Annotated in this window: 14 protein-coding genes; 11 read left to right on the top strand and 3 right to left on the bottom strand. The window is 63.9% G+C overall.

Going from position 1 to position 12,753, the window contains the following annotated elements; all coding sequences use genetic code 11:
- Window positions 1-44 precede the first annotated feature (44 nt).
- The 6 genes from ACW7G0_RS03750 (at window position 45) to ACW7G0_RS03725 (ending at window position 5,764) form a co-directional block, all read left to right on the top strand.
- The gene (locus ACW7G0_RS03750) at window positions 45-506 is read left to right on the top strand and encodes a hypothetical protein (RefSeq protein ID WP_456987715.1); all 462 of its coding nucleotides are present in this window, start codon (window positions 45-47) and stop codon (window positions 504-506) included.
- A 23-nt stretch (window positions 507-529) separates the two neighbouring features.
- The gene (locus ACW7G0_RS03745; RefSeq protein ID WP_456987713.1) at window positions 530-865 is read left to right on the top strand and encodes an antibiotic biosynthesis monooxygenase family protein; all 336 of its coding nucleotides are present in this window, start codon (window positions 530-532) and stop codon (window positions 863-865) included.
- Between the two features lie 38 nt (window positions 866-903).
- A complete protein-coding gene (locus ACW7G0_RS03740; RefSeq protein ID WP_456987711.1) occupies window positions 904-1,902 on the top strand; it encodes a Gfo/Idh/MocA family protein in 999 nt (332 codons plus the stop codon).
- 172 nt (window positions 1,903-2,074) lie between these two features.
- Window positions 2,075-3,238 carry a calcium:proton antiporter gene (locus tag ACW7G0_RS03735; RefSeq protein WP_456987710.1) on the top strand — a complete coding sequence of 388 codons (1,164 nt, stop codon included), beginning with the start codon at window positions 2,075-2,077 and terminating at the stop codon, window positions 3,236-3,238.
- Between the two features lie 169 nt (window positions 3,239-3,407).
- A complete protein-coding gene (locus ACW7G0_RS03730) occupies window positions 3,408-4,550 on the top strand; it encodes an alpha/beta hydrolase (protein WP_456987708.1) in 1,143 nt (380 codons plus the stop codon).
- A 5-nt stretch (window positions 4,551-4,555) separates the two neighbouring features.
- On the top strand, window positions 4,556-5,764 hold the full coding sequence (locus ACW7G0_RS03725; RefSeq protein WP_456987707.1) for a phage tail sheath subtilisin-like domain-containing protein: 1,209 nt from the start codon (window positions 4,556-4,558) through the stop codon (window positions 5,762-5,764).
- A gap of 23 nt (window positions 5,765-5,787) precedes the next feature.
- On the opposite strand, the gene ACW7G0_RS03720 is transcribed toward ACW7G0_RS03725, so the two are convergent.
- Window positions 5,788-6,852 carry an NADH:flavin oxidoreductase/NADH oxidase gene (locus tag ACW7G0_RS03720; RefSeq protein ID WP_456987705.1) on the bottom strand — a complete coding sequence of 355 codons (1,065 nt, stop codon included), beginning with the start codon at window positions 6,850-6,852 and terminating at the stop codon, window positions 5,788-5,790.
- A 160-nt stretch (window positions 6,853-7,012) separates the two neighbouring features.
- Between ACW7G0_RS03720 and ACW7G0_RS03715 the strand changes: the two genes are divergently transcribed.
- Genes ACW7G0_RS03715 through ACW7G0_RS03695 form a run of 5 tightly spaced genes read left to right on the top strand, consistent with a single transcriptional unit; the run spans window position 7,013 to window position 10,756 of the window.
- Entirely contained in the window at window positions 7,013-7,972 is a 960-nt protein-coding gene (locus ACW7G0_RS03715; protein ID WP_456987704.1) for an acetyl-CoA carboxylase carboxyltransferase subunit alpha, read from the top strand.
- A gap of 4 nt (window positions 7,973-7,976) precedes the next feature.
- A complete protein-coding gene (locus ACW7G0_RS03710; RefSeq protein WP_456987703.1) occupies window positions 7,977-8,243 on the top strand; it encodes a hypothetical protein in 267 nt (88 codons plus the stop codon).
- A gap of 15 nt (window positions 8,244-8,258) precedes the next feature.
- Window positions 8,259-9,587, top strand: a complete 1,329-nt coding sequence (gene tilS, locus ACW7G0_RS03705; RefSeq protein WP_456987702.1) for a tRNA lysidine(34) synthetase TilS — start codon at window positions 8,259-8,261, stop codon at window positions 9,585-9,587.
- Between the two features lie 31 nt (window positions 9,588-9,618).
- Window positions 9,619-9,882, top strand: coding sequence for an exodeoxyribonuclease VII small subunit (locus ACW7G0_RS03700; protein WP_456961959.1), 264 nt, complete (start codon window positions 9,619-9,621; stop codon window positions 9,880-9,882).
- Entirely contained in the window at window positions 9,875-10,756 is an 882-nt protein-coding gene (locus ACW7G0_RS03695) for a polyprenyl synthetase family protein (protein WP_456987701.1), read from the top strand. Before ACW7G0_RS03700 ends, ACW7G0_RS03695 begins: the two co-directional genes overlap by 8 nt.
- 25 nt (window positions 10,757-10,781) lie before the next feature.
- Here the strand turns inward: ACW7G0_RS03695 and ACW7G0_RS03690 are convergent, their stop codons facing one another.
- Window positions 10,782-11,696, bottom strand: a complete 915-nt coding sequence (locus ACW7G0_RS03690) for a DUF4412 domain-containing protein (RefSeq protein ID WP_456987699.1) — start codon at window positions 11,694-11,696, stop codon at window positions 10,782-10,784.
- Window positions 11,697-11,730: 34 nt separating this feature from the next.
- Window positions 11,731-12,720, bottom strand: a complete 990-nt coding sequence (locus ACW7G0_RS03685) for a hypothetical protein (RefSeq protein WP_456987697.1) — start codon at window positions 12,718-12,720, stop codon at window positions 11,731-11,733.
- Window positions 12,721-12,753 lie beyond the last annotated feature (33 nt).

Here is a 12,753-nt window from a genome sequence, read left to right as displayed (position 1 = left end):
CGACTATGTGCATTTCTGGTTGCGTATCCATTCCGCTTTCAACCATGATGAGCCTGTCGCACATGTCTCCGCGCTCATTGGCGCAAGTCGATCCGGCACAACTTCGGGTCAGGCTTTCGGTGCCTCAAGGCTTCGAAGTCGACGTGGCGGCGACCCATCTCAATTTCTCGATTAAAAATCCGTCCGTTGCCCACTCAAGCGAGATGGGCGTTAACGCCTTGAATGTCACAAAGGAAACGCGTCCCGGTGGGTTTTTGAGTTCGGACCTTCCGATCACGACATATCTGTTTGCGCTCACTGTTGAGGGCCAGGCCGAGCTGCGATCATTGCAACAAACCCTGCAACAGGTCGAGCACGGAACCTTCGATGCCGGTTTTAAGACACACTTCGCCAAGCGTCCGCCTGGGGCCGAAAAAATTACCTTCTGGGTAGACCTCAAACTTTCCGCCTCCGAGCCCTTTATGCCGCTGTTGGATGGAGCCGAAGTGGAATTTAAAGACTCATAGTCAGATAGCCGAGGGGGTTCAACATGTTCATTGCGGCTTTCATCTGGGAACCCGGCGTCTATGACGAAGAGTTCCATCGCCTCAACGCCATGGTGGAAGAGCTGGCTCAATCCATGCCAGGCTACCTTGGTGTTGAGTCATGGCAGTCGGCGGACGGGAAACGCAAAAATGCTACCTACTACTGGGACAGCCTCGATACATTGAAAGCATTCTCGGAGCACCCAACCCATCAAGAAGCCAAACGAAACTACTCACGCTGGTACGCTGGCTATCACATTGTGATTTCAGAAGTTATTCGATCGTATGGGGATAGTGCGTTCAGCCATCTCACTCCCAACGAGCGGCGCAAACATGACTGATCTTCAACGGATCGTTGATGAGGCCTGGGAGGCATTCTGTGCAACATCGTGAGGCGGCTCCAATCATTCGCTGGGGCATGATCGGATGCGGCGCGGTGACCGAGGTGAAGAGTGGCCCGGCGTTCTACAGTACCGCGGGCTCTGCCCTGACCGCCGTAGCGTCGAGAAGCTTCTTGTCGGCCCAAGACTATGCACGACGCCATGGCGTCCCATTTGTTTATGAGAACGTAGATGACCTGATTTCGGCTAAAGAGGTGGATGCCGTCTATGTGGCCACTCCACCTGCAAGTCACAAGGAGTTGGCACTGAAAGTTGCGCGTGCAGGGAAGCCTTGTTGCGTTGAAAAGCCAATGGCGCTCGATCACGAGGAATGCCTGAGCATGGTTGATGCTTTCGCAGCGCGGGGGCTACCGCTATTCGTTTCCTACTATCGCCGTTCGTTGCCACGCTTCACGGAACTTAAGTCATGGTTATCGCAGGATCTAATCGGCCAAGTTCGAGAGGTACACTGGCATCTTGTAAAACAGCCCTCCCCACGAGACCTGAGCGGGGAGCCGAATTGGAGGACCGATCCCCTGGCAGCACCGGGAGGATACTTTTCTGATCTTGCGAGTCATGGCATCGACTTGTTTCATTTTCTACTGGGAGACATTGACGCCGCGTCTGGTATCGCAGTTAATCAACAAGGCCTGTATCGAGCTGAGGACGCGGTGAGTGCATGTTGGAGGTTCGCGAATGGGGCGCTTGGGAGTGGCAGCTGGATTTTCGGCGGCGCAAGCAGGAAAGATGAAGTTAAGATTATCGGAGAGAGGGGCACGATAATATTTTCCGTGTTTGATGAGATGCCCCTGGAGCTGCATGTCGATGGATCGGATAGATCAGTATTCATTGAAAACCCTTTACACATTCAGACTTTTCATGTCGAAAACATGATCAAACACTTACAGACCGGCTCTCCGCACCCATCTTTGGGCGTGGAGGCTGCAAAAACCAACTGGGTCATGTCTGAGATTCTTGCTGGCGCACCTACCAAGTAGGCGACCGGCCGCACCACATGAGGCCGCCCGCAGGGGCGGCCCTCTTCGTTCCGGGGCGTAGTAGCACGGAACACGCATTTGGCAATGCCGCCGATTTGCCCGACGCTTCGGTGCAATCAGGAAGCCCGTGCGAACTCCGTGCCCCTGCCCACGCAAACAGAGAACAAGGCCAATGAAACACCCTGGATTGCAGCAACTCATACCGCCAATAACCTGGCTCAGACTGCTGGGTTCGTGGCTGGTGGTAGGGTTTTTCATGGTGTTTGGGGCGGAATGGCTTGGCGAGCCACTGAGCACAACGACGGCAGCCATCGTCTTCATCGTGCTCTTTATTACCATCCTGGCGGCGTCATTTGGTGTCGTGCGTGAAGCCGACCACCTGGCGCATCAACTGGGCGAGCCCTATGGCACGCTGATTCTTACGCTGTCGATCGTCTTGATCGAAGTGATCCTGATTGTATCCGTGCTGCTTGGCCCCGGAACGTTTCCAACCATCGGGCGGGATTCCATTTTCGCCGTGATGATGATCATCCTGAACTTGGTGACAGGCATCTGCCTGATTGCTGGTTCGGCTCGTCATGGTGATCAGGAGTTCAATGCCCAAGGCGCGGTCGCCTACCTCTCAATGATCGTCCTTCTCACCGGCGTAGCGCTGGTGCTGCCCAATTACACAAGCGTCGCGGGAGAGTTCTCGGCAACGCAGGCGGTTGGCATCTCGGTTCTGACCACGCTCTTGTACGGAATTTTCCTGTGGATGCAGATGCGCAGCCATCGACGCTACTTCGTCCAGCCACCGCAAGGATCGATGACGATCAAGGCCGCCACCAATGCCCCCCAGGCGGAACAGGATGCCAGCATTTCCGCATCCGGCTCACACTCTGCGCGCGCCCTCGTGATTCGCTCCTGCGTTCTGCTGGCCCTGATTCTCCCGATCGTTCTGCTTGCTCACGACCTCGCTATTGTCACGGACTTTGGCATTGCTGCCTCCGGCGCGCCCGTCGCCGTAGGCGGGGTTCTCATCGCCATCATTGTTTTTACGCCAGAGTCGATCACGGCGGTCAAAGCAGCCCTGAACAATGAGATGCAACGGGCCATCAATCTTTGCCTGGGCGCCTTCGTGTCCACCGTTGGCCTAACCGTTCCGGCGGTTCTGGTCATTGGCTTGATCACCGGAAAACAGGTGATCATGGGCATCACCAATGCGGATACTGTGCTTTTCCTCATCACCGCAGCGTTGAGCATGCTGACCTTCAATGGGCAGCGTACGTCACCGATTCAGGGGTACATGCACCTCACCGTATTTGCCGTGTTTGGTCTGCTGCTGTTCTACCCATGAGAAGGTGATCGCATTCGCCTACGACAAGCTCGCCAGCGGCCAGCGACGCACCTGCTGTTTCGACCGCTCGGGGATGTATAGCAACAGCCTCGCGCCGCCCGAGGCGGCGGAGGACCAGGCTCCGGATCGCGTTAAGCTGCGTCGGATTCGGCCAACTCCCGGGGAGCGCATGAGAAATACTGGATTGATTTCCTTCTTGCTGGCGGTGCTGTGCCTGCCGTCGCAGGTTCAGGCCCAGACGCCGGAGTGCGGCGAGCTCTGCGGCAAGATGCGCGAGGCGGTCGCGGACCTTGGCCGCATCGTCGCGCCCGACGGCGTGCAGGAGACCTACAAGACCCGTATCGGCGGCATCGAGCAGTGGATCAACATCCGCGGGCAGGACCGCGACAATCCGGTGATCCTGTTTATCCACGGCGGCCCGGCGTCGCCGACGATGCCGACGGCGTGGCAATTCCAGCGGCCGATCGAGGAATACTTCACCGTCGTCCACTACGACCAGCGCGGCGCCGGCAAGACGTTCCTGGAGACCGACCCGGAGACGATCAGCGACACCATCCACATCCCGCGCTATGTGGACGATGCGATCGAGATCGCCGAGCACGTGCGCGAGCGGCTGGGCCAGGACAAGCTGGTCCTCGTTGGCCACAGCTGGGGCACGATCGTCGCAATGAACGCGGCGTTGCAACGGCCGGACCTTTTCCACGCCTATGTCGGCATCGGCCAGGTCATCAATACGCGGCTGAACGAGAAGCTAAGCTTCGAGTACGGCCTGCAGCGTGCGAAGGCGGAAGGCAACGAGGCGGCGGTGCGCGAGATGGAGTCGATCGCGCCGTATCCAGGCGACCAGCCGATCACCCGCGAGCGGATCATCACCGCGCGCAAGTGGTCGCAGCACTACGGCGGCATGAGCGCGTACCGGTCGGAGTCGCCCTATTACTACCGCGGCCCGTGGCTGTCGCCGGTGTACGACGCCGAGGATGTGCACGCGATCGATGCGGGCAACGTGTTCACGTTGGGGCGGATCCTGCCGGAGTTCCTGGCGGTGGATTTCAGCGACGTTGAGTCGTTCCCGATCCCGGTGGTTATGTTCATGGGCCGGCACGACTACACCACGCCCTCAGCGCCGACCGCGGCATGGATCGAGAAGGTTGACGCGCCGTGCAAGGCGGGCGTGTGGTTCGAAAACTCCTCCCATATGATCCCGTGGGAGGAGCCTGGCAAGACCCTGGTCAGCCTGCTGGGGATGGTACGGCCGCTGGCGACCGGCGGCGGCTGTCGGGCGTCGATGGGACTCTTGGTTTTATCAAGGTGATGCAGATGATGACGCGATACTGGTTGTTCCTGGTGGCGTTGGTCCTGTGCTCTAGCGCTGCGGCGCAGGGCCCAGTGACTGTTGTGGATCATCACGATGATGCGGCTTTGTTTATCGTGCCGACGGCCAACGTGGTTGAACCGGCCCGGCCGGTCGAAAGCGTGGCCGAGTACGTGGCGGTCTACGGCCGTTCAAGCGGGACGGATTTTGGGGCGCTGGCGGCCGCGCAGTTTTTTGCCAATGGGGGCCACCGTTTGTATGCGATCGATCCAGGCGGAAGTTCGGCGGGGGATTTTCGGCGGGCGCTGGCCGCCAGCACAGCCTTGCCTGTCAGCCTGGTCGCGCTTCCGGGAGCCTCCTGTTGCATCGGCGATCCGGCAACGCTGCGGTCGGTGATGAAGGCGCTGATCCAGCACGTCGCTACCAGCCCCAACCGCTTTGCCGTGATCGATGCGCCGGAAAACAGTGGCGCGGCCGGGTTGAAGACGTATCGGACCGGACTCGACAGCACATACGCCGCTCTGTATGCGCCGTGGCTGGTCGTGGATGATTCCAGCGCCAGCGCGGGCCGCCGCCCGATGCCGCCGTCTGCGGCGGTGGCGGGAGTGATCGCGCGCACCGACCGCACCAGGGGTATGTTTAAAAGCCCCGCGGGGACGCGTGCGGAACTTTCCGCCATCTTGAACCCGGCACTGGGACGCGACCTGGGGCCGGTACTCGATTATTTGAACCCCAAGAGCATCAATGTGCTGCACCAGATTACCCCGGGCAATAACCCCATGATCTGGGGCGCACGGGTACTGGACCCCGGCGGCCAACCGTATGTCTCGCGATACCGTTACCTGCGCCATCTTGAGCACTCGATCGATACCTCGTTGCGCGCCTGGCTCACAAGCGCAGCACCGGGCCCGTCGATTGCCGCCGCTGCGGAAGCCAGCATCAAAACCTATCTCGACACCCAGTGGCGCAGGGGTGCCTTGCAAGGGGCCAACCCGCAGCATGCCTATTTCAGCAACTGTCAATTCACCGGTTCGATCCTTGATTGCCAGGTGGGCGTGTCGCTGATCAAGCCGGCGGAGTTCGACGTCTTTAATGTCCAGTGGCGCAGCGCGAAAAAGCTGCAAAAGCGGATGGAGCAAGTTGAACCCCGTCGCAATCTGCGTCCACGCGCAAAGGCGGTTCAAGCCGGCGCACGTGCACGTTCAGAGAGATAGCGTGTCGATCGACCCTGCGCAGCTCACCACGCACGCCCGTACTGCTCCGGCGGGGTGAGTTCGGTGCCGAGCGCGTGCGCCGCGCGGCGCGGGAAGTACGGATCGCGCAGCAGCTCGCGGGCAAGCAGGACCACGTCGGCCTCGTTCTCGGTGATGATCCGCTCGACTTGATCGGGCGCGGTCAGCAGGCCAACCGCGCCGGTGGCGATGCCGGCTTCGCGGCGGATGCGGCAGGCGAACGGCACCTGGTAGCCCGGTTGCAGCGGGATCTTTGCGTTGGGCACGGCGCCGCCGCTGGAGACGTCGATGAGGTCGACGCCGCGTTCGCCGACCAGCCGCGCCAAGGCGATGCTCTGCTCGATGTCCCAGCCCTGGCCGTCAACCCAGTCGGTCGCCGAGATGCGCAGCCACAGCGGCAGCCGCTCCGGCCAGATCGCGCGCACGGCGTCGATGACTTCCAGCACCAGGCGGATACGGTTGTCGAAGCTGCCGCCGTAGTCGTCGTTGCGCCGGTTCGACAGCGGCGACAGGAACTGGTGCAGCAGGTAGCCGTGCGCGGCGTGCAGTTCGACCAGTTGGAAGCCGGCGTCCAGCGCTCGCCGGGTCGCGGCGACGAAATCCTCGATGACCTTGGCGATGCCGGCCGCGTCCAGCGCGTCCGGCACCGGCGAGCCGGCGTCGAAGGCCAGCGCCGAGGGTGCAACCGGCGTCCAGCCGCCCTGCGCCGGCGCCACCGCGCCACCGCCGCGCCACGGGGCGTCGGTGCTGGCCTTGCGGCCGGCGTGGGCGAGCTGCACCCCCGGTACCGCGCCCTGGCCGTCGATGAACCGGACGATCGGGGCCCAGGCCTGCGCCTGCGCGTCGTTCCACAGCCCGGTATCGGCCGGCGAGATCCGGCCCTCCGGCGAGACCGCGGTGGCCTCGGCGATCACCGACGCGGCGCCACCAACGGCACGGCTGCCCAGATGCACCAGGTGCCAGTCGTCCGGCACGCCGTCGCGCGAAGAGTATTGGCACATCGGCGAGACCATGATGCGGTTGCGGAAGGTCACGTCGCGCTGGGTCAGCGGGTCGAACAATCGGGACACGTTGTCACTCCTGGGTGGGTGTGTGGCGACAGTAGACACGCCATGGCGTCACCGCGATGTCAGCAGCGGGGGGCCAGGCACGCCTCGGTACGGCCCGGGCCGGTCGGATAGACTGTGCGCTTCACAGCCTTTACTGGCTGCCATTGGCCCTGGTCCACGCATGAACCCGAATTATCTCGACTTCGAACAACCCATCGCCGATCTGGAAGCCAAGATCCAGGAGCTCCGGCAGGCCAGCCGTGGTTCGGCGGTCGACGCCGACACCGAGGTCCACGCGCTGCAGGACAAGCTGCGCCGGCGGACCGCGCAGATCTTCCGCGATCTGAGCCCGTGGCAGGTCTCGCAGCTGGCGCGGCATCCGGCGCGGCCGCACACCAAGGACTACCTCCGGGTGATATGCGACGAGTTCCAGGAGCTGGCCGGTGACCGCGCTTACAGCGACGATGCCGCGATTGTCGGCGGGCTGGGCCGGATTGACGGCCGCAGCGTGGTCATCATTGGCCATGAGAAGGGCCGCGACACCAAGAGCAAGGTCAAGCGCAACTTCGGCATGCCGCGTCCCGAGGGCTACCGCAAAGCGCTGCGGCTGATGAAGCTGGCCGAGCGCTTCGAGCTGCCGATCCTGACCTTCATCGATACTCCCGGCGCCTATCCCGGCATCGGCGCGGAGGAGCGCGGCCAATCCGAGGCGATCGCGCGCAACTTGCTGGAGATGGCCGAATTGAAGGTGCCGGTGATCTGCACCGTGATCGGCGAAGGCGGCTCCGGCGGCGCGCTGGCGATCGGCGTCGGCGACTGCACGGTGATGCTGCAACACAGCACCTACTCGGTGATCTCGCCGGAGGGCTGCGCGTCGATCCTGTGGAAGGACGCCGGCAAGGCCAAGGACGCCGCCGAGCAACTGGGCCTGACCGCCGTGCGCCTGCACGGGCTGGGACTGGTCGACAAGGTGGTGCGCGAGCCGACCGGCGGCGCCCATCGCAATCCCAAACAGATGGCAATCCGGTTGAAGACGGTATTGATGAACGAGCTGGACACCCTTGAAGCTTTGCCCACTGCCGAACTGCTGCAGCGTCGCTACGAGCGCCTGCGCGGTTACGGCGCGTACGCGGCGGCCTGATCTCATGCGTAATGCTACCTACGCGGCGTTGTGGGCCATCGCCGGCGCCGTGATGGTCGTCGGTGCGTTGGCCAGCCTGGAGGTCAACGTGATCTTCGCGATGATGTTCACCGGCTTGGCCATCGCGCTGTTCCTGGTCGCGCTGAGCTGCCTGCTGCTGGATCCCAGGCCACGCGCCAGAACGTCCGGGGGCGACCGCAGCACCGATGACGAGCCCACCGGTGACGGGCGCCATGACGGCGATCAGCGCCGCAAGTGGGGCCCTCGCTGAGGGCGGCGATGCGCGATGCGCCCGGTCGCTGCCCTGCTCGCTGAAGCCCTGCAAGCGCCCACTGACGGGCCGGTGTGCGTAGGTCTCAGTGGTGGACTGGACTCGACGGTGCTGTTGCACGCCTTGGCGGGTATCGCGGCGGTCCGCGAACGTGGCCTGCGCGGCTGGCATGTCCACCATGGGTTGCACCCCGACGCCGACCAATGGGCCGGGCATTGCCAGGCATTTTGTGACGCGCTGGCGATACCGCTGACAGTGTCCCGGGTAACGGTGTCGCGCGGCGACGGACAGGGGCTGGAAGCCGCGGCACGGCATGCGCGTCATGGCGTCTTTACGCGAGGACTGGCCGATGGCGAGATCCTGGCCTTCGCCCATCACCTGGACGACCAGGCCGAAACGTTCCTGTTGCGCGCGATGCGTGCCTCCGGCCCCGACGGTCTCGGGTCGATGCAGCCGTGGCGAAAGTTTGGCCGGGGTCATCTGTGGCGTCCCCTGCTTGGCTTGTCACGGGCCACCCTGGAAGCCTACGCGGCCGAGCATCGCCTGCACTGGATTGAAGACCCCAGCAACGCCGACGAGTCCTTCGACCGCAACTTCCTGCGCCAGCGGGTGCTGCCACTGTTGCAGGAGCGCTGGCCACACGCGGCCGGCTCATTGGCGCGCTCGGCGGCGCTGTGCGAGCAGGCCGCCACGCTGCTCGACACGCAGGATGCGGTGGCGTTGTCGGACGTTATCGCCGACGAACCAGCAATCCTGTTGCGTTCGCGCCTGTCGCAACTGCCGCCGGCCCGGCGCGCGCGCGTGTTGCGTCACTGGATCGGCACGCTTGGCCTACCGCCACTACCGGCCGCGGGCATCGCGCAGATCGAGTCCGCGCTACTGCCCTCACCCGCCGACGCATCGGCCAATTTTGTCTGGCACGGCGCGGTCATCCATGCCTGGCGCGACCTGCTTCATGCCGGACCGCGGCAACCGCCGCTGCCGGACCAGTGGCAGGCGAGTTGGGACGGCGCCGCGCCGCTGCCGTTGCCCGGTGGCGGAACACTGGCGCTTGATCCCGCCATCCCCGACGGCTTTGGCCGCCGCCTGCTGGTTCACGCGCGCCGCGGCGGCGAGCGGATTACCCTGCCCGGGCGTCGCCACAGCCATGCACTGAAACAGGTGCTGCAGGACTTTGCGATACCGCCGTGGCAACGCGTGCAGCTGCCCCTGTTGGCCACTGCTGAAGGCGAACTGCTGGCGGCCGGCGACCGGATCCGTTCCGCCGCGCTGGACCAGTGGCTGCGCGACCACGACGCATGCCTGCAATGGCATCCGACGGCGCCGGAGCCATCGCTCGATTGACCATCCCCGAGCCCGGCGGCACACTTGCACCATGCCACGCAAAGCCACCCCCGAAGCATCACCGGTCGCCGATTTTGAAACCTCGCTCGACTCGCTCGAGCAACTGGTCGAGAAGATGGAACTGGGCGAGATGAACCTGGAAGAATCGCTGGCCGCCTACGAGCGCGGCGTCGGGCTGTATCGCCGTTGCCAGGTCGCACTGGAACAGGCCGAACTGCGCGTACGCCTGCTCAGCGACCCCCAGGATCCCGCCAGCGCGGAAGAGTTCGCTCCACCCTCTGCGCCCGATGCTTGACCCGCAACTGGTCGTCTTGCGCGAGCGCTGCGACGCCGCGCTGGACGCGGCCTTGCCCGCACTCGACACCCAGCCCCAGACCCTGCATGCCGCCATGCGCCACGCCGCGCTACTGGGCGGCAAGCGCATGCGACCACTGCTGGTCCACGCCAGCGGCGCGTTGTTCGACGCAGACCCGGCTGTGCTCGACGCACCTGCGGTCGCGATCGAGTTGATCCACGCCTATTCACTGATCCACGACGACTTGCCGGCAATGGACGACGACGCTCTGCGCCGCGGCCAGCCCACCGTGCATGTCGCCTTCGACGAAGCCACCGCGATCCTCGCCGGCGATGCGCTGCAATCGCTGGCCTTCGCGGTGCTGGCGGAGACGCCGGTCGATGCCGAGGTACGGGTCGAATTGCTGCGCACGCTGGCGTTTGCCGCGGGCAGCCGCGGGATGTGCGGCGGGCAAGCGCTGGACCTGCAGGCGACCGGCAACGGCCACGGCATGACCATCGCCGACCTGGAGCAACTGCATGCGCTCAAGACCGGCGCCCTGATCCGCGCCGCGGTGCGGATGGGTGCGCTTTGCAGCGGTGCCGGCCAGGATGCGCTGCAAGCGCTGGACAGTTACGCCGACGCGCTCGGCCTGGCGTTCCAGGTCCGCGACGACATCCTCGATGTCGAAGGTGACACCGCGGTGCTCGGCAAGAGCACCGGCAAGGACATCGCCCAGGACAAGGCCACCTTCCCGGCGCTGATCGGCATGCAGGCCTCCCGGGAGCGGTTGCAGGAACTGACCGTCGCCATGGACGACGCGCTGGCACCGTTCGACCAACGCGCCGACCTGTTGCGGTCACTGGGACGATTGGCGGTACAGCGCGACCGCTGAATGATGGCCACCCGCCCGGCGGGCCTTACTCTCCGGACGGCATCTGCATGCCGCGTGCGAGGTCGGCCATATCCATCTGCTGGTAACCTTCGGGCAGCTCGAAGCGGGTGTCATCGATATCGCCCGGCTGCAGGTCATATTGCTCCACTATGGTGTAAGCCGGCATGAAACCGCCGCCCGCCGCCAACGTCTCGTGGTTCACCGTCACCGTACGCACAGGCACACCGTCGCCCAGTTGTTCCATGTGGCCGAACGGGCTGAGGTCGGTCCAGACGTCGAAGACCGCACCAATTTGCGATCCGAGGTCCTCCGACATCCAGATCGTGACGATGCTGTCATCCAGGAATTCGAAACGGTAGCCGGTCGTATCGAAGCCACGAATCTCGCGTTTTCCGAGCGTCTCGATGTCGGGCGCCACTGGACTGGACTCTTCTCCGTTCTTCCCAGCCGCCATTTCGTCCGGGCGCATGGTCATGATCGTGCGGTTGTCGCCATCCACCACGCGTATCGCCTGCTGTTCACCATCGATGATGGTGTAACCCGACTGGCCTTCGTACTCCACCCGGCCCATCGGACCGTCGATCTCCACTGTCGATTTTTGGATCGACTCGGCTTCCACCTCCCCGTTGTTGACGGCCTCGATGACCCGGTCGGGCGAGAGCGCAAGAATGGCTTCCAGATCGCTGCTGCCGGCAATCGAGCTGATCGCATCAGGCCCCAGCGAGATCATCAACTGCTGCATGGTGCCTTCGAAATCCGCCGGCGCACGCGCCTCCGATTTCGTCGCCGGTTGGGACGATGTTGACGTTCCGGGCGTCGCTGATACATCCGCGCTTGCGGACTCGGGAGTGCCACCGCTGCAACCGGCCAGCATGCCGGCAGCAATCAGCGCCAGTGGCAGCGTCGCCCTGCGCAGTGGTTCAAATGTCGTCACTTTCATGGAGTTGCTCCTGTGCATGTGCTGTGCGTAATAACTAGTGGCCGCGTGATCGCGCGACGTCGACGCGCTGCCACTCCACGTTGCCAGGGGCTTCCAGCCGCTGGATCCAGCTCGCCGATGTGGCGTCATCCATCAACGCGGTCAAGTGCATCAGCGCGCTTGAATTGCGCTCTTGCCCGCTGCTGTTGAGGCCGATCAACATGGTGATCTCCGGCCGCTCCGGCGTGGCGCCCTCGTGCAACTCGTCATATTCGCCGGTGGCCAGCTGGAACAATGCTTGGGCGATGCGTGCCGGCGCGGCAATGGCGAACTCCGGCTCGCTCTGGGAAACCGTCGCCCCACGATAGATCGCGGGGGCAAGCTCCGGTGCCGGCATCGGCTCAAAATCACCTGCATCAGTCGGCTCCATTGGCTCGAGTGCCAGACACGGCCGTCCCAGGCACATCGCCTGTGATGCTTCGTCCGGCGTGATCACGCGACGGCTGGCGGCGACAACGGCGGCACGCTGCCCCATCACCCCGGTCGTGACCAGGCGCCAGCTGACATGAGGAAGCTCCCTGGCCGGCCCGGCCGGTGCCGCGCGATCGCCGTATTCGGCGACCAGCATCCGGTGCCAGGACGGCGCCAGGTTGTAGCGGGTGATCTCGATGTAGGAATGCCGGACGTCAGACCAGTCGTCGCCGAGCGAGCGTTGATGGCGGGTGATGCGGTAGCGGGCCCTGGCCGGGATACCGTCCGCGCCAAGTGGCGCCTCCCGGCTGTCGAACAGCAGCATGCTGCGCGTGACCGGGTCGAGGTCGGCGTCGGGTAGCAACGCCGACTCCCCGGCATTGGGGAAACGGGCGTACCAGTCCTGGTCCACCATGGACTCGACATCCAGTTCCTCATAACCCGGCGCGGCGACGAAGGCATCGATGCGCTGCTCCAGTTGCTGCCCGAGCTCGGCCGGAAGTACTAACGAGTGAGCAGCCGGCGCGACACCGGCCATCAGCAGGAATACAAGCACCGAAACCATCTGCTTCATCGTGATCTCCTATCACCAGGCGCGCCCAACCAT

Source organism: Lysobacter sp. A286 (genome assembly GCF_054052105.1).
The sequence above is the reverse complement of the archived record's forward strand: the minus strand, read 5'-3'. Positions and strand labels throughout refer to the sequence as shown.

Bases quoted from the DNA above. Each gene is read 5' to 3' on its own strand.
- ACW7G0_RS03750 (WP_456987715.1), top strand. From the start codon at position 45: ATGATGAGCCTGTCGCACATGTCTCCGCGCTCATTGGCGCAAGTCGAT.
- ACW7G0_RS03745 (WP_456987713.1), top strand. From the start codon at position 530: ATGTTCATTGCGGCTTTCATCTGGGAACCCGGCGTCTATGACGAAGAG.
- ACW7G0_RS03735 (WP_456987710.1), top strand. From the start codon at position 2,075: ATGAAACACCCTGGATTGCAGCAACTCATACCGCCAATAACCTGGCTC.
- ACW7G0_RS03730 (WP_456987708.1), top strand. From the start codon at position 3,408: ATGAGAAATACTGGATTGATTTCCTTCTTGCTGGCGGTGCTGTGCCTG.
- ACW7G0_RS03725 (WP_456987707.1), top strand. From the start codon at position 4,556: ATGATGACGCGATACTGGTTGTTCCTGGTGGCGTTGGTCCTGTGCTCT.
- ACW7G0_RS03715 (WP_456987704.1), top strand. From the start codon at position 7,013: ATGAACCCGAATTATCTCGACTTCGAACAACCCATCGCCGATCTGGAA.
- ACW7G0_RS03710 (WP_456987703.1), top strand. From the start codon at position 7,977: ATGCGTAATGCTACCTACGCGGCGTTGTGGGCCATCGCCGGCGCCGTG.
- tilS (WP_456987702.1), top strand. From the start codon at position 8,259: ATGCGCCCGGTCGCTGCCCTGCTCGCTGAAGCCCTGCAAGCGCCCACT.
- ACW7G0_RS03700 (WP_456961959.1), top strand. From the start codon at position 9,619: ATGCCACGCAAAGCCACCCCCGAAGCATCACCGGTCGCCGATTTTGAA.
- ACW7G0_RS03695 (WP_456987701.1), top strand. From the start codon at position 9,875: ATGCTTGACCCGCAACTGGTCGTCTTGCGCGAGCGCTGCGACGCCGCG.
- ACW7G0_RS03690 (WP_456987699.1), bottom strand. From the start codon at position 11,696: ATGAAAGTGACGACATTTGAACCACTGCGCAGGGCGACGCTGCCACTG.
- ACW7G0_RS03685 (WP_456987697.1), bottom strand. From the start codon at position 12,720: ATGAAGCAGATGGTTTCGGTGCTTGTATTCCTGCTGATGGCCGGTGTC.